At 35.0% G+C, this 23,765-nt stretch carries 12 protein-coding genes; 1 reads left to right on the top strand and 11 read right to left on the bottom strand.

Features of this window, described 5'->3' with window-relative positions; genetic code table 11:
- Nucleotides 1-85: 85 nt before the first annotated feature.
- A complete protein-coding gene (locus ACSVH5_RS02555; RefSeq protein ID WP_438059897.1) occupies nucleotides 86-739 on the top strand; it encodes an endonuclease III domain-containing protein in 654 nt (217 codons plus the stop codon).
- Between the two features lie 617 nt (nucleotides 740-1,356).
- Here the strand turns inward: ACSVH5_RS02555 and ACSVH5_RS02560 are convergent.
- The 11 genes from ACSVH5_RS02560 to ACSVH5_RS02610 all read right to left on the bottom strand — a co-directional run bounded on the left by ACSVH5_RS02560 (nucleotide 1,357) and on the right by ACSVH5_RS02610 (nucleotide 23,463).
- Nucleotides 1,357-1,941 carry an RNA polymerase sigma factor gene (locus ACSVH5_RS02560; protein ID WP_438059898.1) on the bottom strand — a complete coding sequence of 195 codons (585 nt, stop codon included), beginning with the start codon at nucleotides 1,939-1,941 and terminating at the stop codon, nucleotides 1,357-1,359.
- A 376-nt stretch (nucleotides 1,942-2,317) separates the two neighbouring features.
- Complete coding sequence (gene bglX, locus ACSVH5_RS02565) at nucleotides 2,318-4,603, bottom strand: beta-glucosidase BglX (RefSeq protein ID WP_438059899.1); 2,286 nt, start codon at nucleotides 4,601-4,603, stop codon at nucleotides 2,318-2,320.
- 258 nt (nucleotides 4,604-4,861) lie between these two features.
- On the bottom strand, nucleotides 4,862-6,292 hold the full coding sequence (locus ACSVH5_RS02570; protein WP_438059900.1) for an MFS transporter: 1,431 nt from the start codon (nucleotides 6,290-6,292) through the stop codon (nucleotides 4,862-4,864).
- 70 nt (nucleotides 6,293-6,362) lie between these two features.
- Nucleotides 6,363-7,628, bottom strand: coding sequence for a glycosyl hydrolase family 17 (locus tag ACSVH5_RS02575; RefSeq protein WP_438059901.1), 1,266 nt, complete (start codon nucleotides 7,626-7,628; stop codon nucleotides 6,363-6,365).
- Between the two features lies 1 nt (nucleotide 7,629).
- Nucleotides 7,630-11,031: a hypothetical protein gene (locus ACSVH5_RS02580; RefSeq protein ID WP_438059902.1), complete on the bottom strand. Its 3,402-nt coding sequence runs from the start codon at nucleotides 11,029-11,031 to the stop codon at nucleotides 7,630-7,632.
- A gap of 54 nt (nucleotides 11,032-11,085) precedes the next feature.
- Nucleotides 11,086-12,378 (bottom strand): hypothetical protein, encoded by a 1,293-nt coding sequence (locus ACSVH5_RS02585; protein WP_438059903.1) that lies wholly within the window; start codon nucleotides 12,376-12,378, stop codon nucleotides 11,086-11,088.
- 235 nt (nucleotides 12,379-12,613) lie between these two features.
- Nucleotides 12,614-14,260, bottom strand: a complete 1,647-nt coding sequence (locus ACSVH5_RS02590; protein ID WP_438059904.1) for a glycoside hydrolase family 16 protein — start codon at nucleotides 14,258-14,260, stop codon at nucleotides 12,614-12,616.
- Between the two features lie 10 nt (nucleotides 14,261-14,270).
- Nucleotides 14,271-15,866, bottom strand: coding sequence for a hypothetical protein (locus tag ACSVH5_RS02595; protein ID WP_438059905.1), 1,596 nt, complete (start codon nucleotides 15,864-15,866; stop codon nucleotides 14,271-14,273).
- A 12-nt stretch (nucleotides 15,867-15,878) separates the two neighbouring features.
- Nucleotides 15,879-17,357 carry a RagB/SusD family nutrient uptake outer membrane protein gene (locus tag ACSVH5_RS02600; protein ID WP_438059906.1) on the bottom strand — a complete coding sequence of 493 codons (1,479 nt, stop codon included), beginning with the start codon at nucleotides 17,355-17,357 and terminating at the stop codon, nucleotides 15,879-15,881.
- An 11-nt stretch (nucleotides 17,358-17,368) separates the two neighbouring features.
- Nucleotides 17,369-20,413, bottom strand: coding sequence for a SusC/RagA family TonB-linked outer membrane protein (locus tag ACSVH5_RS02605; RefSeq protein ID WP_438059907.1), 3,045 nt, complete (start codon nucleotides 20,411-20,413; stop codon nucleotides 17,369-17,371).
- Nucleotides 20,414-20,655: 242 nt separating this feature from the next.
- On the bottom strand, nucleotides 20,656-23,463 hold the full coding sequence (locus ACSVH5_RS02610) for a triple tyrosine motif-containing protein (RefSeq protein ID WP_438059908.1): 2,808 nt from the start codon (nucleotides 23,461-23,463) through the stop codon (nucleotides 20,656-20,658).
- Nucleotides 23,464-23,765: the final 302 nt, after the last annotated feature.

The raw sequence follows: 23,765 nt of genomic DNA on the forward strand, positions 1-23,765 counted from the left end.
AGTTTTAAAAAAGGGCTTACAACATACAGCTGATTAGGCACATTATAAAAAATGGCCTATTTTTACCTTTTATAAAAGTAATAAAATGACCAAACAGGAGCGCGTAACATTTGTTATAAATACGTTAAAAGAATTATACCCAACCATTCCGATTCCCTTAGACCACAAGGATCCTTATACTTTATTGGTCGCTGTTTTGCTCTCGGCGCAGTGCACTGATGTGCGGGTGAATAAAATAACACCACTGCTGTTTGCCAAAGCGGATAATCCGTATGATATGATAAAATTATCCGTAGAAGAGATTAAAGATATTATACGTCCTTGTGGCTTATCCCCTATGAAATCAAAAGGTATTCACGGTTTGTCGAAAATTTTAATTGAGAAACATAATGGTGAGGTGCCCCAGAATTTTGAAGCGCTAGAGGAATTGCCTGCTGTGGGACATAAAACAGCAAGTGTGGTGATGTCACAAGCTTTTGGAGTACCTGCTTTTCCGGTAGATACACACATTCATCGATTAATGTACCGATGGAATTTGACCAACGGAAAGAATGTGGTTCAAACCGAGAAAGATGCCAAACGCTTGTTTCCTGAGGAACTTTGGAACGACTTACACTTGCAAATTATTTGGTATGGCAGAGAATATTCTCCTGCGAGAGGTTGGGATTTAGAGAAAGATATCATTACCAAAACAATTGGTCGAAAAACGGTTATTGATTCGTATCATAAAGGAAAATAATCATTTAACCCAGATTACGCATTAGAAATCTACTACAACTAAATTACTTCACCATTTTTTTATTTTTTAGCGGAGTTCAGTGAATGAATTTCTTCTTCAAAATCAGGAGCTTTTTTCACGAGTTTATATTTTTTGAGAGGAGTTCAAGATACGCTACGCTTGATTCTCCTATTTTTAAATTCAAAATACAAAAGTAGTAGCTCATTGGTATATATCTAACATAGGTATTCGCTGAACGTTGTTTCCTTCTTCAAAAATAGTCCGTGAGCTCTTGGTTTTATTGAATAATTCAGTTTTGCTACGAAGTCTAATGCGGATTCTGGGTTTAAAAAACTAAAAAGCCTAAAAACAGTCTAGACTAGTCTGCATTTAGGCATTTTTAAACAAAAAAACGGAATTAACTCATTAATTAGAAAGTACTTCAAAGTCATTTGTCTTTGTTTTCAAGACTGTTAAAGCTTTGGAATAATTCAAAAGAAAAGAGATTACTTCTTTTTTGGGTTTTAAATCTTTTGAAGGGGCATTTTTTTTAGAGTAAATTTTGGCCATAGATGTTAAAGATAAATAAGTGATTGTATTGATAATCAAAATACAACGCCACAATTTATCTTTTAGTATCAATTCGTCAAAATAATTTGATGCTTGTCGATAACTTTTCTTAAATTAAGAATAGCATAGCGCATTCTACCAAGTGCAGTATTGATGCTAACCCCTGTAATTTCAGAGATTTCCTTAAAACTCATATCCTGATACATACGCATCATCAATACTTCTTTTTGATCATCAGGTAGTTCATGAATAAGACGTCGTAAATCTGATTCGACTTGATGCGCTATTATTTGGTTTTCTATAGTTAAAGCATCATCAGACATCACAGAGAAAATTGAAAAATCTTCGGTCTCTCTGTACATCGGCATTTTCTTGTTTTTTCTAAAGTGATCAATAATTAAATTGTGAGCGATTCGCATTACCCAAGGCAAAAACTTACCTTCTTCGTTATAGGTGGTTGATTTAAGTGTTCGAATCACTTTGATGAAGGTATCTTGAAAGATATCATTCGCCAAATCACGATCTAGAATTTTGGAATAAATAAATCCAAAAATCTTGGATTCATGTCTTTTGATTAAAATCTCAAGGGCATTTTCATTTCCTGAAATATACTCTTGAACTAATGCCGCATCAGTTAGGTTGTAGGTAGCCATAGTCATACTTTTTAAAAGGTTAAATAGAATTGGGATTTCTAAAAAGTATTTTTTTACAATAGGCGTTAACTGTTTTAGATTGTTAATGATTCAAATTTAACATTTTTTTACAAAATCAAAGTTTTTTTTCGTTTTTTTTTATTAGATGTTTCTCTTAAAAAACCGTTATTTCTTCAAAAATAGTTTGTGAGCTTTAGTTTTCCTTGAATATTTCAGTTTTAGCACAAAAAATTATTAGTATTATAGGGTAAACATTGTCAAATGAAATCACAATAAATTTATTACATAAAAAATCATTTACTATTTTGGTGCTTGGACTAATCATTCTAGCCATATCTAAAGCGTTTGGCTTACAAATTGATTGTATTTTTCGAACTTAATCTAATAGTTCAAAATTAGCACTTAAGGTTTGTACCGAATTGCCCCCCACAAATACTTTAAATTCCCCAGCTTCTGCCTCCCATTTATTGTTTGCTGAATAAAATTCCACCATTTTTTTATCTATGGTAAAGCTTACATGTTTGGATTCATTGGGTTGTAATTCGATCAATTCAAAACCTTTAAGCTCTAGAACAGGTCTAGTAACACTAGCAACCAAATCACGTATATAAAGTTGAACCACTTCTTTACCGGCTACTTTACCCGAATTCCTAACGGTTACTGACACTTCAATTTTTCCATTGTCTTTGAATGAAGGTGCTGACAATTTCAAATCTGTATACTCAAATTTTGCATAACTTAATCCGTATCCAAAAGGATATAAAGGAGTATTTTTTTCATCGATATAATGAGACCAAAAAACAGTTCCAGGATCTGAAGCTTGTGGTCTACCGGTATTTTTATAGTTATAATAAATGGGGACCTGACCTACATTTCGTGGGAAACTCATAGGCAATTTTCCGCTTGGATTGTAGTCTCCATAAAGCACTTGAGCAATGGCATGCCCACTTTGTGTACCTAATTGCCATGCCTCAACAATTGCGGGAATATTTTCATCTGCCCATGGGATAGCCAAAGGTCGTCCATTTTGAAGTACCAAAACAATGTTTTTATTGACAGCAAAAACAGCTTCTAATAATTCTTGTTGCACCCCAGGCAAACCAATATCAACTCTACTTCTCGCTTCACCTGACAGCAATCCATGTTCGCCTAGAACCATCACTACCACATCAGCTTTTTGAGCTGCAGCTATAGCTTCTTGAAAACCACTTCTATCGGTGGTATTGAGTTGGGCTTCAAAAACAAATTTGGGTTCATCTGTTACCACATTGGCTCCTTTGGCATAGAGTAACTCATTTTCTTTGTAGACTTGCATCCCTTCAAGAACGGATACGGCAGAATTTTCATCAGCAGCCAATCGCCAATTTCCTAAAGGACTTGTTTTATCTGAAGCCAAAGCACCTATTAAAGCAATTTTTTGCCCTGATTTTTTTAGTGGCAAAAGTTCGTTATTGTTTTTCAATAAAACTATTGACTTCTTGGCCATCTCCAAAACGGTTTGTTGGAATTCGGGTTTGCCAACAGTGGTTGCTTCATAAGACTCATCACAGTATTTATAGGGATCATCAAACAAACCTAACAAAAACTTGGTTCTTAGAATTCGCTTAACGGCTTCATCTATCGTACTTTCTTTTACTTTCCCTTCGCGAACCAATTCTATTAAATGATCGATATAAGCATATGATTCCATATCCATATCAGACCCTGCATTGATTGCAAATTCAGCCGATTGTTTGAGATCCTTAGTATAGCCATGATTTTGCATTTCCATAATTGAGCCCCAATCCGAAACCATAAATCCTTGAAATCCCCAATCACCTTTTAAGATTGTGCGTTGTAAATAGGCATTGGCAGTGGCTGGAATTCCATTAAGTTCATTAAAAGAATTCATAAACGACAAAACACCTGCATCAACCGCTGCTTTAAATGGAGGCAATACTACATTATGCAAAGTAGATTCACCAATATCAACGGTGTTATAATCTTTTCCTGCTTCGGCAAAAGCGTATCCTGCAAAATGTTTGGCACAAGCCAATATATTTTTATTGGAACTAAAATCACCTTGAAAACCTTCTATTCTTGCTTTTGCAATTAAACTTCCTAAGAAAGGATCCTCACCTGCTCCTTCCATTACTCTACCCCAACGCGCATCTCTTGACACATCGACCATGGGCGCAAAAGTCCAATTGATTCCAACAGCACCAGCCTCTTCTGCTGCCATTGCAGCCGATTTTTTAATAGCTTGCAAATCCCAACTAGCCGATTCAGCCAGCGGTATAGGGCTTATCGTTTTATAACCATGAATAACATCAAAACCAAACAAAAGCGGAATTCCCAAACGTGTTTCTTCTACGGCTATTTTTTGCAGAGTTCGTACATCTTTCACGCCTTTTACATTCAGCATTGAACCTACATATCCTCTTTTTAAATCTTCGTATTTCTTGGCGGCTTTCCCTTCTTGAGGTTTAGGTCCGGTCACGTCCCAAAAACCGTTGTATTGATTGAGTTGTCCTACTTTTTCCTCCAGTGTCATCTTCTTTAATAATGCGGTCACTTTCCTATCCAAGCTTACTGCAGTATATCTTGATTTATTTTGCGCCAAAATTCCAGAAATTTGCATTATCAGACTTAGTAGCACCAAAAGTATTCGTTTATTTCTCATTTCTTAATTCTTTATTTGATTCAAAACCATTTCATTATGTAATGCTTAGGCTAGTAGATTTTTACAAAAAATCATACCTTTAAGTGACGAAAAATTCAGTAAAAACAAAAGCAATACTAACAAAATAGTATGGTTTTTGATTAATTTCTTTGATCAAAGAAACTAATTTTTCCAAAAAACAATAGACTTTAGTTACAAATTTACCATAAAATCAATTATTAACCTCTTGCATTAAAATGAGTGGTTACAAGTAATTAACTAACTTTCCAAGCTGTTTTTTTGATTCAAAGCTTCTTTGATTTCTTTCGCTTTTTCCTCGCTTAGATCATAATCTTTCATTACCCACATGGCAATCAAAGTTCCACAAATAGGGATCCCAGAGAAAAACAAACGCAAACCAGTAACAGCACCCTCAGGTTGAGTTGCGGCTCCAGCTTTAAAAGCAACAGCCGACATAATGACTCCCGTTAAAAGACCGGCAATTGCAAAACCAAACTTCACCATCCACCAATAAATAGCTCCAAAAACACCTTCTCTTCTTTTACCGGATACTAACTCATCCATATCACATACATCAGCTGTCATGGACATCATCATAGTAAACAAACTACCAATTCCAAAGGAAAAAAATGGTAAAGCAAACAAAAACATATAGGGTTTACCCGGAATAAAAAGAAACCATAATAAGATGTATCCAAAAATGGAAATTCCTTGACAGATCAAAAAAGTTTTCTTTTTTTCGATTTTTTTAGACATCCATGCCACAATAGGAATAACGATAAAAGTAGTAGACAAAGCTCCTAAACAACCAAAAAGTGTTGGCCAAATACCCGAGGCGGTAGTATCGCCATTAAACAAATAATAGACTACGATAAAAAAAGTAAAACCTGAAACGGTATTAAAAGCATTAAAAATAAAAAAAGTGGCCACACACAGTTTTCGAAAAGGTCTATTACTAAAAGCCTCTTTGAAATTAAGCAAAATTTCTTTCAAACTTCCGCCAATGGTTTTGAATGTTAAGGGTTCTAACTTATCATCAAATTGCGTGGATTTGCTTTTGATAAAAATAGCTGGTACCATTGCTAAAAGCATGAAAATGATACCCACCCATATCGCCAAAGTTCTTGTAGCAGTATCGGCATTAGGAAACCAAGAAGGATCATACATAATGACCCAAAACCATGGAGCAATTACCCAAGCCCATTGTCCAATCCATTGTGATATAGCCATAATATTGGTTCTCTCGTGAAAATCATCACTCATTTCATATCCCATGGCTACATAGGGAACACTAAAAATAGAAAGTCCAATATGAAATAATAATGACCAAATCAGAAAAAAAGTAAAATTATACAACACACTATCCTCTCTATACAATTGCCACATCGTCACAAATGAAATACCCATAATAATAGAGCCGATAAAAACATACTGTCTCCTTCTTCCCCACACCGATTTAGTATTATCTGAAATAAAACCCATGATTGGATCAAAAAAAGCATCTACAATTCTAGGCACAAAAAATAACACCCCCCACATCCAAGAAGGCATTCCTAAATTTTCTACCAAAACCACCATAAAGATTCCGAGGGCTGCTGGAAACATTTGGTTGGCTAACATTCCTAACCCAAAAGCTATTTTTTGCCCCATTGGTACTTTTTTTACAAGGCTTGAATTATTATTTTTCATAACAAACTATTTTTTATTTGAATTAGAATTGGATTTTCGTGCTAATGCTTCAATCAATTATAGCTCTAGCTTATTTAAGAAGAGGTGGTGTTTTGACTTCTACCCACAATGCTTTTTCATTTCCTTGATACGTTTTTGTAATCGGTGCTCCGTCACGGGTTAGGTTATTGAATCCTCCTTTGTCTACCAAATCCCATAGAACATATTTAGCTTGTCCTTTCAAATTGATCAATCCAAAATGATTTTCAGAACCTAGTGCATTATTACTGTCTTTCCATTGTTCATCAAAAGCTTCAAAGTAAAAAAGAGAAACACCAGATTTGTCACTCCAGTCTCTCATCAATTTATAATAGACAGCTGCTTTATATTCGTCAGTAGCTTTAGAGCCTGAATCACCATAGAATTCATTCGAAACCGAAGCCCAACCCGTTTCACCAATATGAATAGGTTTATCAATCCCTAAAGACTTCATATACTTGTGAACGTTGGTGAATTGAGTAATAGCATAATCTCTAGCTCGAAGCATCGCTTTATCAATTTTTTCCCTTTCCGAAAGTGATGCTTCTTCTTTCAATACACCCCAAAACTGCGGATTGTAATGCGAATCATGCATGGGATAAGTATGTACTGATATATAATCAACCGCTTTCAGCAATTGAGTCAAATCCGCTACATGATATTCTTTGTCACCACCTCCCCAAGAAGCAAAATTATCCGAGCTTGTGATCCAAACCTCTTTAGGTAAACCACCCTCTTTTTTTAATTTTTGCAAATGATTTACCCATTTCAAGATAATACTAGGTTGTACATAATAACTTGATGCCCACTTAACCATAGCTTCATTTCCTACTGCTATAATTTTAATGATATCGGGATATGCATTGGTTAATCGAACAGCCTCCTTAATTTCAATAGGATTCCGATCGCTGTCTTGGTCTCGAATCAAGGGCTTGGTTGTCCATGAGTTTTTACAATCTATCCAAGCACCCAACATAACATACATTTCAAAAGAAGGATTTTCTTTTTGCAACAAACGAATTGCTTTTAATAGATTGGAAGTTTCAGCAAAATGCACATTATAGGTTCTTAAAACCTTAATATTCATAGCCGAAAGTAGCTTTAGATCTTCTACAATTTGTGCAACTGTTGGAACACTATCCCGAGATTTTGTGCGGTAGCCACCATAACAAATCGCTTGGTATTTTGCATTTCCTAAGAGTGTGGCAGCAGTTAGCTGATTAGGCCTACTTTCTTTTGCAGTTAACTTTGTTGCATTGGTTTTACAATTACAAAAGATAAGTACAAGTACAAGGGCAAGTAGTGTTGTGGCTTTCATTTTATAAATCTTTTAAACAAACTTTTAGTAAAACAATAGCTCCTGTACGATGAAACAGCATTTGACTCATTTCCTGATCTAGGGATAAGGAATTGATGATTTCGACTTTTCCGTCTTTAAAATGCACCTCAACACTATTTTCGAGTCCTATTTGATAAATGACAGGCACTTGACAAACAGAAAATGCAAGGCTTTGTGGTCGCAAAGTAAGTGTATAGGCCTTGTTATGAAGATCATAAAAAAGTCCTTCTTCAGGTTGATTTAAAAACTGATTCTTGTTTAAAAAAGTAGGATGAAAAGTTAAAACCCCTTCGTTTATCTGCAACCCAAGTTCTCCTCTACGGGTCAATACGTCTTCTTTTACTTGTCCTGTCATCCCTGGTTGTTGTGCCCCTCGATGTGCTGGCGTATGTGAGTAAGGATCTGTTGGGAAGGCACCATATACTTCAGGTGTTTTATGAACACCAATGCCATCACCTATTGCTAAATAATGAGCGGTTAAAGCATGTACTACAGCGTCAGATTCATTTTGTACCGAGGCTTTTTCAACCACTTCTTGAACAGCCAAATGCAATTTTGAAACCATATGCCAATAAATAGACCCTAAGCCTTCGTACCCAAAAAAAGTTCCGGAACGTCCTGTAAATGCTTTATGATTAAAGACTTCTTCAAATATTTGAAGGACCAATCCTGATTCTTGCTCCACAAGAATGCGGTATTTGTCAATTTTTTGAAGTTGTAGTAAGGCATTTTTGACATCATTTGCATTATGAAAATTTCCATTGAAATGAAAAGTACCTTTAACATCCTTATTGATTATTGCAACATTGGCATCTGCAGTTAACTGAGAAAGCAGTTTCGATTTTTTGATGCTTACCTCAGGAATGCAATTTTTCTCCAAGAATTTAGGCAATTCTTTATTTGGATACAAAATATAACTGTTTTGATCGGCACGATATAAGGCACTTTTACGCAAAGCATCAACCGTTTGTAAGGCTTCGTTGGCACTCAAATAACCGGAACTAAGTACCGCCACTTGTCCTTCGAGCATTTCACTCAAGTAGGAAACAGAAATGCCATCATTTACTACAGACATTAAATTATAAGCGTGAAATAATTGATCTTCACGTTTATTAGCAGCAATAGTATGATCTAAAAATTGTAAAGTAATGGCTGAAAATTCCTTTAGATCAGCAATATCCAATACCTGTTTTTGACCTGAAAAGCCATAAGTGTAAATATGCAAACGGTATTTTGAAGCGGATTCACCTAACTCATCTAAAATCTCTTTTCTCTTCTTATCACTAATTTTACCATGAAGTACTGTTTCATTTTGAATAAAACACTCTGAAACACATTGGAAAAAATTAAACAACTCATTGGATATTTTGATGCTTTCATTAGGATAACCATCGAGCATCTTATCGAAAGCCGTAATAAAACGGCGCAAATAATATAAGGTTACCATTGAAACTCCATTTCCTACCAAAGCATTGTTGGCATCGTTCCACTCTGGACGTTGTGTATTCATCCAAATACCGCCTTCAGGAATAAAATTGGACAATTTTGCCAATAGTGTTGCCAGTATTTTTTCTATGAAATTGACGTGATGAATTTCATTTTTTGATGTAAACAATAAAGCTCCATCTGCTCCTAATAGTGCTTTGCGATTCAGAATTGTCTTTTCCCAACTATGACTATATTCGATCGTATCTTTTGGATTTAACAAAATATCTTGATACGGTTTGATTATGTAGGGAACTGCAGCATACACAAAGTAATCTTTATCAAAATAGTCTTGTAGTTTACCAGGATAAAACTTTTCAGAAAACTCTAAAAACTTCAACAAATAGATGATTTGGTGGTCACCCCAATACCCAATATACGACCAAGGATTGTCAGGTTCTATGGCTTCCCAATCAAAACCACTTTTGGTCACTCGATAGGGATTATAACCATCAAAGGTTGAGGCGTTCAAAAATTTATGAATCATTCCTTCAATAAAATTAGGATAGGAATACGCCAAAGCTTCCCAATTCTGAAAAATATCCCTCCAATTCCCTTGATAATCAAGCACCTTTGAACCGTCTGTTTCGTTTCGGGTATTGATGGAGAATTTGTTCCAAGGGCGGCTAGGATCGCCATGTCTTCGACTAAATTTGAGTGGCAAATATTCTGTACAAAGTCGGATTACATCTTTATCTTCAAGTTGCTGTACTGTCTTCAACAACTCTATATAACTGAATTCTTGGTCTAAGCTATCAAAAAAAGATGCATTTTTTTGAAAAACCTGCTCATTTGCCTTTTCAAAATAGGATACAAAATCTTCTTTTCCGATTTGATAATTTTCATCAAAAATTCCTCCTCTCATACTATTGAATAGTACATTTGAAAAATGGCGTGCATCAGTACGTTTGTCAGCAGTATATTGTAAACCATCAGCCGCTGCATTTAAAGCAATTAACTTTTGAGTGCCCAATAACACCTCATCTGTAAGCTGTTGTTCTAGTGTTGCATCGTGAATAATAGCCTCACAAAGTTCCAATACTTGCGCTTGATTTAGGTTGACATTGGCAACGAAATTCCAAGTTTTTGAGGCATTAGAAGCCAATTGTAACTGACTAGAAATAAAATAAGCCCCTTTTTCACCTTTGCTGTCCGTTTCTGTATAAGGTTGTTTGAATTTTCTAAATTCCGGGAGTTGTTTTGAAGAAAGCAAATAAACGGGTTGTGTTGTACCTAAGGACCAAACCACATTCGCTTTTAAGGCTTCGCTAGGTTCAGCTTTGTCTACAATAATAGCACTTAAAGCAAAAATCCCTAACCCACTCTCAGAATGCAGTTCACTTCGTTTGTAAGCATCAACCAAATTACTTGTACTATTTTGCAGATCGCTATTCACACCATGTGGCATTACATTTTGGAGTCCGTCTAAAAAAGTAATATCATAACTATCATTGGAATGGCTTATCAAACTTGACTTTTTCACAAATCCAAAACGGTGACTTGAACTCCATTGGTATCGAAATGTAAGTTGAAAATCGTTGTGAATTTCTTCGAATAGGATACTGTTCCCATAAAAACTCTTGTACAGATTTCGCGTTAAGGAATACGTATCATTAAAACGTTCTGTAAAAGGCTCCCATATCCATTTTTGTTGACCCTTACGAATTTGGAAAATTGTTTTACTTCCTGTAATATCAGCCAATTCGGTAATTTTATCGTCGGTATAATAGGGAAAAAGGGCAAAATCAGCATTTTTTCTTCCAGCCGAAAGGCCTCCGTTACTTGATATAAACATCCAATGATCAGAATCACTAACGATGCTCATAAAAAAAGGTCTTAAGGTGTCGCTGTTTTCTATTTTATAATATTTTTCTCCTTCAATTTCTACTAGCGTCATACTATATTATGATTTATTTGTTTTTAAATAATTTCATTGATTGGCAAAAAAGAGTTACTGCTTTCTTATCGGCAAAGAATCCTTGTTGCTTTTTTTATTATTTTCAAGTGCTATCACTTCGATTTTTTGCTGAAGTTTTTCCAATGAGAATTTCTTAGCATAGGGATCAATTTGATGTATTTTTTTTAAAAGATAATAAGCCAATCTAGGTTGTAAAGTATATTCTTCATTATTTAATGTTTTTTCTTTGGCACAAATCCCAAACCATTCCTCATTCATATTGTTTTTGCCTTGTTCAAAATCAAAAACATACCCTCCGTTACTCCAAGAAGCATGGGTATCATGAATGTCTAGGTTCGTAGTTTGGCCATTTTTCCACCAGCCATCACTAAATTGAAAAGTAAAACCTCCAATACAGTTTTGTGTTTTTCCTAATCCAGCAGTGTTTTCATAGATTTCTTTCCAATTACCTTTTAGAATTGTTGCTTGGGCTTTTTGGTCTTCTTTTTTACTAATCGTACTGAAGGCATCCGAACCAAACTCGGTGAACAAAACAGGCTTTCCATATTCGTTTTTTACCCTTTCGAAAAGATCCCCAAACGAAACACCTCTGTACACATTAAGTCCTAAAATATCTACATTAGGACATTCTTTGGCGATGACATTCAAAAACAATACATCACCATTACAAATTGCAACAGGATGATTTCTATCCTTCATTTTTATGGCCAATGCAGCCTCGTTAAAAAGTTGGTATAGGGCTTGGGCTAATTTTGTTGATTTCTTATCTTCAACCGGAATATTTTCGGTTTCTGCACCTTGCCAGAACAATCCAAAGTTGTTTTCGTTACCCAATAAATAGAGTAATAATCCTTTTGTATCTTTATACTCGTTGGCCAATTGCTTTACTTCATTAAGCAGCGTCGTTCGCACATTTTCTTGGGTATAATCTGTATTGGAATTCCAATTCCCATCAATCATAACACCATATCGGCCAAAAGGATGGTTGAGCATGGTGTAAATTCCAAAATTAGTATGAATATATGCTATCCATTTTTTAGGAATTCCGGTATAGACTCGAATTGCATTAATTCCCATGTTCTTTAGGAGTCCCATTTCATAATGAAGAACTTTACGAATGAAGGCTTCGGGTTGTTCCCATAAATTGTATTCGTAATTTTTTCCGATAGGAAAATAATCCCAATTCATTCCCTTAACCATAAAATTTTTACCATTCACTTGAAGTGACAACCCCAACTTACTTTGGTTCACAACTACCACATCGTTTTGAGCATAAAACGATAAGGAACACATCCAAAAAATAACGACTATAACTATTTTGTTCATATACTTCTAAATACTTCTATTGAATGCTTTTTTCAATAACTAGTGGTATTGAAAAAACCATAAAAAATGTGTTACTCTGAAAAAATAAGGTGTGTTTTAAACAAGATAATTCCTGAAATAATTGATAGAAAAAGTATTGAAAATGGAATACTAACTAAAAAAGAAAGGGATTAAAAAAATCAAGTAACGAGTAGGTTAATGTGTCCTACTCGTTATTGATTTGTACTATAATTGACTATTGATACACTTTAATATAATCCACTTCCATAGTAGATTGCGTGAAAGCAGGATCAACTGGTCCGCCTAAAGTTCCTCCCATTGCTACATTCAGGATTAAGAAAAATTCTTTGTTATAAACCGATGCAGGGGTATTATCTAAGGAATGATACAATTTATCATCCACATACATTTTTATTGAAGTTGCTGTCCAAATGGTTTTGTACACATGAAACTCTGTAGTTGGGTTAGAAATGGTAGTTTTCCCTACGATTGCACCACCACCAGAATTACCTGGGAAATGGAAAGCTCCAATAATTTCGTTAGGGTTTTTTCCAACATACTCTAAGAAATCAATTTCACCACAGTTAGGCCATCCTACTGTTTTGAAATCTTGACCTAATGACCAAACAGCTCCCCAAGTTCCAACTCCCGCTGGCATTTTGGCTCGAAACTCGACTTTACCGTATTTGAATTTAAATTTATCTTCGGTTTTAATTCTCGCCGATGAATATCCAGAACCTTCTTTGATAGCGGTTATCTTCAACATTCCACCTTCCACTTTAATATTTTTAGCCTCATTGGTATAGGATTGAAGTTCTCCGTTACCCCAACCACCAGAGCCAGTACCTAAATCATAACTCCAGTTTGTAGTACTCGGTGCACCAGCGGTATCGAAGGTATCTTCCCAAACTAATTTAGTGAAATCATCTGGTGCAGCTTGACTAGGTTTTGTTGTGGTAAAGGTTTGGTACCATGCCAATTCAGCATTATTCGCTTGAACAAAACGAACCGTCATTCTATTTTCAGTAATTGTGAGTATTTCGTACTGGGTAGCACCTGCATAATATCCCATGAATCCACCATCAGAAAAATTCATAACAGTACCGGTTACTTTTGAAGCAACATTTGGATTTTTGGAAACCACCGATGTAGAGGGTGCCAATGATACCAGCTTAGTTCCAGCAGTATTGAATGGCAGACATTGGTCATCTCCTCCATTGGTACCACCTCCAAGACTTTTGTATGAGTTTTGAAAAAAGGTATTCCCTTTATTATCTTGTTTGAACTCAATTTTACCATTTACTAAGGCAAAAGTATATTCACCATCATAAAAACAAGTTGCTGCTTTTTCAAATGCCGCCGCTTGATACCATTTTGGGAAATAATTTTCTTCATTATTACTGCTGTTTGGACCTACACCTAAATGAGCCACTTCATTTGCAGCGATGTACCATTTTTTCCCTGCAGCGGTTCCTCCTGTAAGGAAGTTGGTCGATTCTGGATCGCTGAAGTTGCTAAACACTTTAACTTCAAAAATTGTAGAGGAAGTTACACCGCCTTTACCATTGGCGATAACGGTAACATTATAAGTGTTTACACCTACTACTGCAAAACCATGCTCAGTCATACCTGATGGGGATAATTCAGAGGTTCCATCTCCATACACAAATTTATAAGTAATGGCATTATCTGCTTTTGCAGTAAATTTTACTATACCAGAACCATCACCATTGGGTGTCTGTGGTGTTTTGCCTACGATATCGAAAGATACCACCAAATTAGAAGGAGCCTCTAAGGAGCCAAACTCCACATTATCGTCTTGACAGTTTACCATAACTAGTAAGCTGAAGAGCGCTATTATATTAAAAAATATTTTTTTCATTTTCCTTAATTTAATTGATTTGTTTGATATCATCAAAATAATACTTTGTTCCTGTTCCATCGACTCCAAAATCAGGGAAAAGCACTATTATTCCATAACTATTGGTTGCATTAAATGAGCCTGCTGTAGTCAAATCAAAAGTCAACACTTCCCATTGGTTTGCCACAGTAGTATTCACTTTAACTTCAGCATTCGTACTTGGATCTCCTTTCTTTTCAATTTTAAATAATATAGAAGCGCCTACTTTAGGAGACCAAACTGTAACTTGTACTTTTTTACCTTTAGAAAAATCCAAATTAGTATCTAATTCTAAGCTTGCCCCTGCCCAAACTTGAGCTCCTGCCGTTTTATCAATAGAAAGTACTTTATTGGAAGTATTAGCACCCGATTTATCAGGGTTAGCAATCACTGCTGTTGGTATTGCACCAAAACTTGAAGAGCCAAAACCAATCCAATTGTAGGTTAAACTAGCTTCCATATCTACAGGTAATTGTAGAACTTGTGCTGGCGTTTTATAAAAATAAATATTATCAATAAATACGGAACCTTTGGCCCAAGGTATACCCACAAATTTCAATTGATGAATATCCGAAACTTTCAATCCTTGATCTGTAAATGCCTTGATAGGAATATCAATACTGGTCCATTCATTGGCTACTAAGCTTTTCACTACCGGTTTTTCACCACCAGTCAAGCTAATCAAGGAAGTTTCTATTTTGTCTAAATCGGCAGTCCAAACATCCATGTGAAAAAATTCCATACCCGAAACATCAATGGCGTTTGCAAATTGGTTCCCTTGATAACTCAATTTAATGTAATTCAACATTTTGTCTCCATTCAAATCAAACTCGGCCCAACTAGATCCTTGTCCTGCTTGTCCCCAGTCTGGAAAGAAATTAGATCCTGCTACATTGGTATATTTCGATCCGTATAGAGAAATTACATCACCGGCTTGTCTGTTTGGAGGCGTTGGAGCTGAAGCAAACGGTTTGTTTACAACTGTTACTTCAAAATCGGTAACAAACTCAGTAGTTTTAATGGCAGCACTTTTTGAAACTACTCTAATTTTATAAATTCCTGCCTCTTTATAGGTGTAGGAAACCGATTCTCCGTTATTAACCGAAATGGGATCTGGTTTTCCTGGTTCACCAAAAAACACATCATAAAATAGTGCAAAATCAGCTGTAGCTTTTACGGTAACTTTTTTAGAAACTTGTAAATCGTTTTCGATGGTTACTACTAAATTTTCGGGAGCTCTAAAAGCCACAACTACTTTTTGGGTCACTTCGGTACGTTTACCATTAATAGTAGTACCAACAATTTTAGCATCATAAACCCCTTCTTTGTATTTATGATCTACCGATCCTCCCGGAATAACATAAGCTGGTTCTGAGGTCCCGTCTCCAAAAAAGATTTCGTAACGAGTTACTCCCTCACCACGAGGCAAAAAGGTAACTAACCCTGTATTATCTTGTGTTACAGTGGTCAATGCCGAGATGTCTTTTGGGGCGCTTACCCCCGAAACATCAATCAAACTATTTTCGTTAGTACAACTTACCACTAAGGCAAGAACTAACAAGCTTACTATATATACTATTTTTTTCATAATATTTATTATTTAGTATCCAGGGTTTTGTTCCCAGTTTCCATTTGAGAATTGAATTTCTTCAATTGGAATAGGGAATAATTCATTTTTACTTGCTGTAAATCCAGGGATTTTACCTGCTGCTTTACCAGTTCTCACTAGGTCAAAGAAACGATGTCCTTCGCCTACAAGTTCATACCTTCTCTCAGCTAAAATAAAATCGGTTAAAGCACTACCAGAAGCAGAGATATCATGATTGGTATCTCCAAAAGCACGGCGACGCACTTGATTCAAATACAATCTAGCTTTAGCATCATCTATACCGCCACGGTTGTACGCCTCGGCAGCCATTAACAATACATCGGCATAACGAATGGCTCTGTAGTTGTTTGGATTGGTCAAGTTCAAATCCCCTGCTGCATTGCTACTTCTCTTTCTAGGCAAATACTTTCGGTTAAAGTAACCCGTATGTTCATTCCCTTTTCCAAAAGTTGCGTTGGTACTTGTTGCCCATGCTTCGATATCAAGTATGGCTACATTTTTTCTAAGATCCCCTACTTCAAAGGAATTATAGGTTTCTTTTGTAGGCACATTAAAACTGAATCCTGAGGTAAATAAACTACCCGAGTAATTTCTAATGCCATTAAATCCAACGGCTACATTCCCTTCACTACATTGTAAACATCCAAAACCAGCACCTTCAACATCTGTATATTGTACTTCAAAAACAGATTCTGCATTGTTTTCCCCCTCTTGTTCGAAAATAGAATTGTAATCTGTAACCAAAGAATAACTACCGGAAGTAACGACACTTTCTAGTGTACTTGCTGCTTGGCTAAATTTGTTTTGATACAAATAAGCTTTTCCTAGCAAGGCTAATGCAGCTCCTTTGGTAGCGCGACCTTTTTGTGAAGGAACTGCTGCCAAATTAGCCGAAGCAAAGATTAAATCGGCTTCAATAGAAGCATAGACTTCTTGAGTTGTGGCTCTTTTGATTGTTTTTTCATCTCCAATTTTGAAACGAGCATCTCCTTTCATCGGGATCCCACCAAACCATTTTACCAATTCAAATTGATAGTAAGCGCGCAAGAAACGAGCTTCTGCTATGATTTGATTTTTACCTGAAAAATCCGTTTTGTCTTTGAATTCCAAAATGTAATTGGCTCTTTGAACACCAGCGAACATCCAGTTCCATATGTCACGTAAATTACTATTTACCGGAGTGTGAATCATATCGTCTACTTGTTGGAAGCCAATCACATCTGTTGGACTTTCCCCTCCTGCTAAAGTATTATCTGAGGCAATTTCGCCTAACAAAACATTCACATAACTGGACTGCAATAAATCATAGGCCGCAATCAAAGCTTTATCGTATTCTGCTTTTGAATTAAAATAATTTTCAGAATCGATTGAATATACTGGGTCGCGATCCACAAATTCATCTGTACAAGAAGTAACCGCAAATGAAGTAACAAAAAGGGTTACAATCGCTATATATAAATACTTTTTCATTGTAATTGCAATTAAAAATTAATGTTTAGTCCTAACAAATAAGTTCTTGGTATAGGATAAAACCCATAATCAATTCCTCCTCCAATTGGGGCACCATTAGAAGCACCTGGGTCGTAACCTTTATATTTAGTAAAGGTGTACAAGTTGTTTACGCCAGTGTACAATCTGAATTTTGAGATTCCAATTTTTTCAGAAACACTTGGGTTTAATGTATACCCTAATTGAATATTTTGAATTCTGAAGTAAGAGGCATCTTCAACAAAATAATCCGAAAACACATTGTTAGAAGTAGCTCCTGTAGTTACTCTAGGGGTCGTATTTGTGGAACCTTCTCCTGTCCAACGGTCTAGGACATAATTCAAACGATTGGCATCGGATAAAGTTCTTTCATAATTACGCACCATATCATTTCCTAAAGAAGCAAAAGTATATACTGCAAAATCTAAATTTTTATAATTCAATTGAACATTGAATCCCATAGTAGCAGTAGGTACTGGATCTCCAATATTGGTTCTGTCTTTAGTATCAATAACTCCATCACCATTTGTATCTACAAAACGAATATCACCTGGAGCAGCATTAGCACCTAATCCCAATTGTGAAGGATGGGCATCTACTTCAGCTTGATTTTGAAAAATACCATCGGTTTTGTATCCGTAGAAATAACCAATTGGTTTCCCAACTTCCATTCTAGATGGCGCTGGTTGACCTACACCAAAGGCTCCACCTTCGATAAAACCTGTACCATTATTTACTTCTAACACTTCATTTTTCAAGAAAGTCACATTATAACCAATGCTTAAGGACAAATCGTTTGCAAAAGTATTTTTGTAATCAACTGCAAATTCAACTCCAGAATTACGTACTGTTCCAGCATTTATAGTTGGTGAAGCTGCTCCTGGAGCACTCGTTCCTATAATTCCAGATACTGGAATATTTGGAATTAAAAGATCTTTACGTGTATCTATAAAATAATCGGTGATGATCGATATTTTATTATCAAATAATTTAAAGTCCAAACCAACATCAAACTTACGAGCTTCTTCCCATTTCAATCCTGGATTTGGTGTTTGTCCAACGGCAGTTCCATTAGCTAAAGTGCCATCAAAAACATAGGTTGCTTCACCATTCAAAAACCCTAAATACCCGTTATTAGGAATTTGGTCATTCCCCAAAGTACCATAACTAGCTCTTAATTTCATGAAATTTAGAGTTTTTGACTCTCCAAAAAATCCTTCATCAGAAATTATCCAACCTGCTGTAAAAGAAGGAAAATAACCTACTCTGTTGGTTGGTCCAAACTTAGTAGACGCATCACGTCGTAACATTGCGGACAACAAATAACGTCCTTTGAAATCGTATTGAATTCTACCAAAATAAGACAATCTTCTTTCGTCATACACATAAGAACTATTGGTTTTAGCATCTAAAAAACCCGTAGTCAAAGAAATATCAGCAAAATCCCAAGAATTATTAGGAACGTCAAATCCTGTAGCAAATAATCCACTTCCCCATTGTTTGAAAATGGTGTTACCAACAGTAGCAACCAAATTATGGTCCTCCCCAATTTTTTTGCTATACGTACCAAATAAATCAAAAGAATAATCGTTGTCATTAATCGCACCTTGAGTTACAGAACTTCTAGGCACATCAAAAACTTTTCCTCCATAAAATACTTCTTTAGCAAAAGTTTTAGATTTAGCATTAGCCGTATTAAAACCAATTGTACTGCTGATGACAAATCCGTCAAAAAGAGTATAGTCTAATCCGAAATTACCATTCAACTTTTTGAAGTTATAGTCGTTATAGGTATTATCTATCTGAGCTAAGGGGTTGATGATCTCATTACCTAAACCAGCTGTACTTGGAACTAAGGTAAAATCACCATTAGCATCATAGGGTTTTAGAGTAGATGGTGTATTTAATGCATTGAACAAAACCGACCCTAATCCGTTTTCATTTAATGTTTTTCTATTGAAATAGGTATAAATAACATTGGTTTTCAATTTTATTTTATCCGATAAATCTGCTCCAAGAGAAAGTCTTGCAGTATTTCGTAAAAAGCCTGATTTATCTCCACCAATAATCCCTTCTTGATCTAAATGAGAACCACTCACAGAATATGTGATTTTTTCTGACCCACCTGCTATTGTAAAATCATGATTGATGATTGGCACACCCGTTTTGATGGTTTCTTTTTGCCAATTGGTACCTTTACCTAAACCTGAAACGTTAGGATAAGGAATAGTTTGTCCTCCATTGGCATAACTTTCATTCAACAACAAAGCATACTCAGTAGCATTTAATGTAGGTAAGATTCTAGCAGCTTCCTGAAAACCTACATAACTATTATAATTGATTTTGGTTTTGGCGTTCTTTTTACCCGTTTTGGTGGTGATCAAAATAACTCCATTAGCACCAATGGTACCATAGATGGCTGCTTGAGCATCTTTCAAAACAGTAATGGTTTCAATATCGTTTGGGTTCAATAATCCTAATTCTCCTACATATCCATCGATGATAGTGGTGGGTCTATTTTCACCGTTGGTAGCAATTCCACGAATACGAATATCTAAAGCTGCTCCTGGCGCTCCTGATGTAGAAGTAACATTCACTCCAGAAATGGTACCTTGTAAAGCTTGCTCTACTTTTATGGGTTTAATTACATCCAATGCTTTGGCACTAAGTACAGAAACAGCACCAGTTACCTCACGCTTTTTTTGGCTACCATACCCAATTACTACTACTTCTTTTAGTGCATTCGATTCCTCATCCATTTTCACTAATAGATTCGAAGCATTGGTGACTGTCAATTGGACATCTTTATAGCCAACATAGCTAAAAATCAAAATCGATTTTGGAGCAACCTTACTTAGTTTAAAATTTCCATCAAAGTCACTTGTTGTACTTTGACTTGTGTTACTAACTCTCACATTTACACCTGGGAGCGTGGCACCAGTTTTGGTATCGATAACCCTTCCACTGATTTCATTCGTTTGTGCATACCCTAATGAGGCGAGCAAAATGAATGCAATTAATACTAGTTTTGATTTCATAATATAATTGTTTTATTAATTATTGTTAAAATTAGTATTACTACAACGAAATAGTAGAAAACACACCTCAACAAAAAATATACAAAACAAAAAAATCACCAAAAAGATAAATATATACTAAAAAAACAAGGGTTTTGTTGTGAAAATGATTTATCAAAAAAAATAGTAAAAGCCATAAAAAAACCACAACAGTATAGCATGTTGTGGTAATGTATAGGTAAAAAACCGTGTTTTGTAAAAAACTATACGGTTAATATATATTCAGCTAAGCCTTGTTCGTGAGGTAAATCCATTTTTTTTCGCAAACGATATCGTTTTATTTCTACACTTCTGACTGAAATATTCAATAATGGAGCAATTTCTTTTGAAGATAGATTCATTCGTAAATAAGCACACAATCTTAGATCATTAGAAGTCAATACATTATGCATTTGCTTGATTCTCTTTAAAAAATCTTTATCAACACTATCAAAAGCTTCACTAAACACTTTCCACGAATCTTCTTCAGTTATATTCTTATTTATCGTTGAAATAACTGATTTGATATTAGAAGTATTACCTTGATCCGTTTTTTTCAAATCTTCTTTAATGAAGGCTAACAATTCATTCTTACTATTCAAACTCATTGTAGAGACCGCTAATTCTCGGTTTATGGAATCTACATCTTGAGAAAGTTGTTCGTTGCGCAATCGCATCAATTCTTGTTCATTTTCAAGTTCTTTAATCTCTAACAAGCGATTATTCTCTTCAATCAGTTTGGCCTCTTGTTTTTCATAATAATTTCGGTAAGCCTTATTGATATAAAAAGCCATAACAAAAAACAACACTACATAAAGGAATAGTGCCAAATTTGTAAAATACCAAGGTTTTAAAATTGTAAAAGAATAAACCGCAGTGTTTTCTATAAGTGTGTTTGAAAATTTAGCCCTCACCTTAAACACATAATCTCCTGGAGGAAGGTTTTTATAATTCATAAAGGATTTAGAACTCCATGGACTCCATTGCTCTTGAAATCCTTTTAATACATATTGATATTCTGTATTGATATACTTATTATACTCAGGAACAGTAAAATTGAATGCTATGTTGTTTTGTAAGTATTTGAATTTACCTTTTTCCTTAATAGAATGCTTAAATACACCTTCATTTAAGCTATTTACTGCGATATCGGTTATAGCAACTTTGTAATTTTTGAAGCTCAAATCATTCATATTTAAGGTATAATAGCCATCGGCATTACCAATAAGATAAGTAGTATTTGAAAGCTGTGTACAATTTTCATAACCCAACATTGAATTGGTTAAAGAAGCTGGAATTGGAATCACATTATCTTTGAGTTGATTACTTAACTTACTTAATGTAAAATAATGAATATAATTTTTGGTAAACAGCCATAATTTATTAGACTCAGAAACTATCATCCTTCCTGAAGTATATTCTCCTTTATTAAAAATAGCGCTGAGGGCCGTATCCTTGACAAATTGTTTTGTTTTGGGTTGCAATGTAAAAACACCCTCTTTATAGGCATAATAGATATTACCATGAAATTTAATCAAGCTTGCATTCTTTCCTTTTTGGGGTGAAGCATAAGTCACAAAGGAAGTTGCCTTTGTTAAATCTTGGTTTAACTTCAAACGGAAAATTCCTTTATATTCATGACTAATATACACCTCAAGACCAGTAGTAATTTCAAAACTTTTAGCGGAATAATCAAAACCCGCTACTTTGTTTTTGAATACCCATTGATTGTTTACTTTTTGCAAAACCGAAATCCCGTAGTAATTCCCTTGCAACAAAAGATCTTTTCTATTGGGCACAGGACTAAACTTCCAAGTGCCAGAACTATTAAAAATTGGAATGGCAGTCCCATTTTGAATCAGAAAACTACCCGAATCGTGCCCACAAAACAACTCCCCATTATATTCAAAAAGGGACCATACTTGACCTTTGGTTCCACTTATGAATTTGAAATCCTCATTTGAATAATATTCTTTATAAAAAAGACCTTGATTAGTACCAATAAAAAGTTGTCCATTAAATAACTTGGTCGTGTAAATCGTTCCTAAAATTCCTGAACTATCCGTAAAACTCTTAATAGGGGATTGTAAATTGATACAATTAATACCAAAGTCTAAACCAATCCATAAATTTTTATCTACATCTTCAAACAAAGACAAAGCGGTATTGTTACTCAATCCGTTCTTTTTAGAAATATGATGCTTCAACTTACCATTGCTATCAATAACATACACCCCATCTGAAACGGTACCAATGGCCATGCTACCATCTGATAATTGTTGATTGGTATAGCTGCTTTTTGCCTTTAATTTATCATCAACATCGGTAACAAACCGTGAGATCTTTTGCTGAAACAATTTGTAAAAGCCGTTCCATTGAGTTTGAATAAGAAGCCCTTGATCAATAGCAAAAACATTGATGATTTTATTATTTTTAAGAATGGGATCATCAGATACTAAACTTTCTTTACCACTTACAATTTCATATAATCCGTTGGAAACTGTCTGATAAAAAATTCCATTTGTGTTTTTAAAAGATTTCAAAATTCCGCTTTTAGGGGCAATCACTTTAAACGATTTCTTCTTAGAATCATATATGAAAATCTTATGCAAAGATTGAAAAATAATCCAATGATCATAATGTAGTATATTCCAAAACTGTTCGTCATCCTGAATTTTGTTTTTTATGTCTTTACTCAATGAAGTATATTGAAGTCTTCCGTTTTTTTGACGCAACCAATACCCAAATTCCATATAACATCCCGTATAGACACGATTTCCGATACTTTTAACAGAACGAATAATGGTTTCGTTGGGAGAAGGATAGAGATCCCATTTCGAGCCATCGAAAGTTAGTAATCCTTCGTTATTAGCAAAATACAAATAGTGATTTTGATCTTGAGAAATCATCCAGTTTTGATTACCAGCACCATACATCTTTGGAGAATACTTAATTATCGGTGGTAATTCTTGTGCAAAAAAGGACGTTACCCAAAAAAGAGCCAGTAGTAGAAAAGATTTTTTAATTCGCATAAAACAAATATTTGTGTAAAACTATAACTTAATAGTGCTACTTCTAAATTTTTCATTAGAAACAAGTCTGTCAAACTATAAATGTAAACTAAAAATAGAAAGATTTTGAAGAATACTATAGGATATTCAGGGCAAACGCAGGAGTTAAAAAATAAAAATTAGCCACAACCCTAGCGTTAGTCGAATTGGCGAAGCAATTACACCAACTAACACAAATTAGAATAACATAATTAGCACAAATCTGCCAAAGTAAGATACGATTCGTGTCATTCAAATTTTAATATCACAAATAGTAGTGCGTA

It is taken from the genome of Flavobacterium sp. RSSA_27, from assembly GCF_051547125.1.
In the GTDB taxonomy this organism is placed as follows: Bacteria; Bacteroidota; Bacteroidia; order Flavobacteriales; family Flavobacteriaceae; genus Flavobacterium.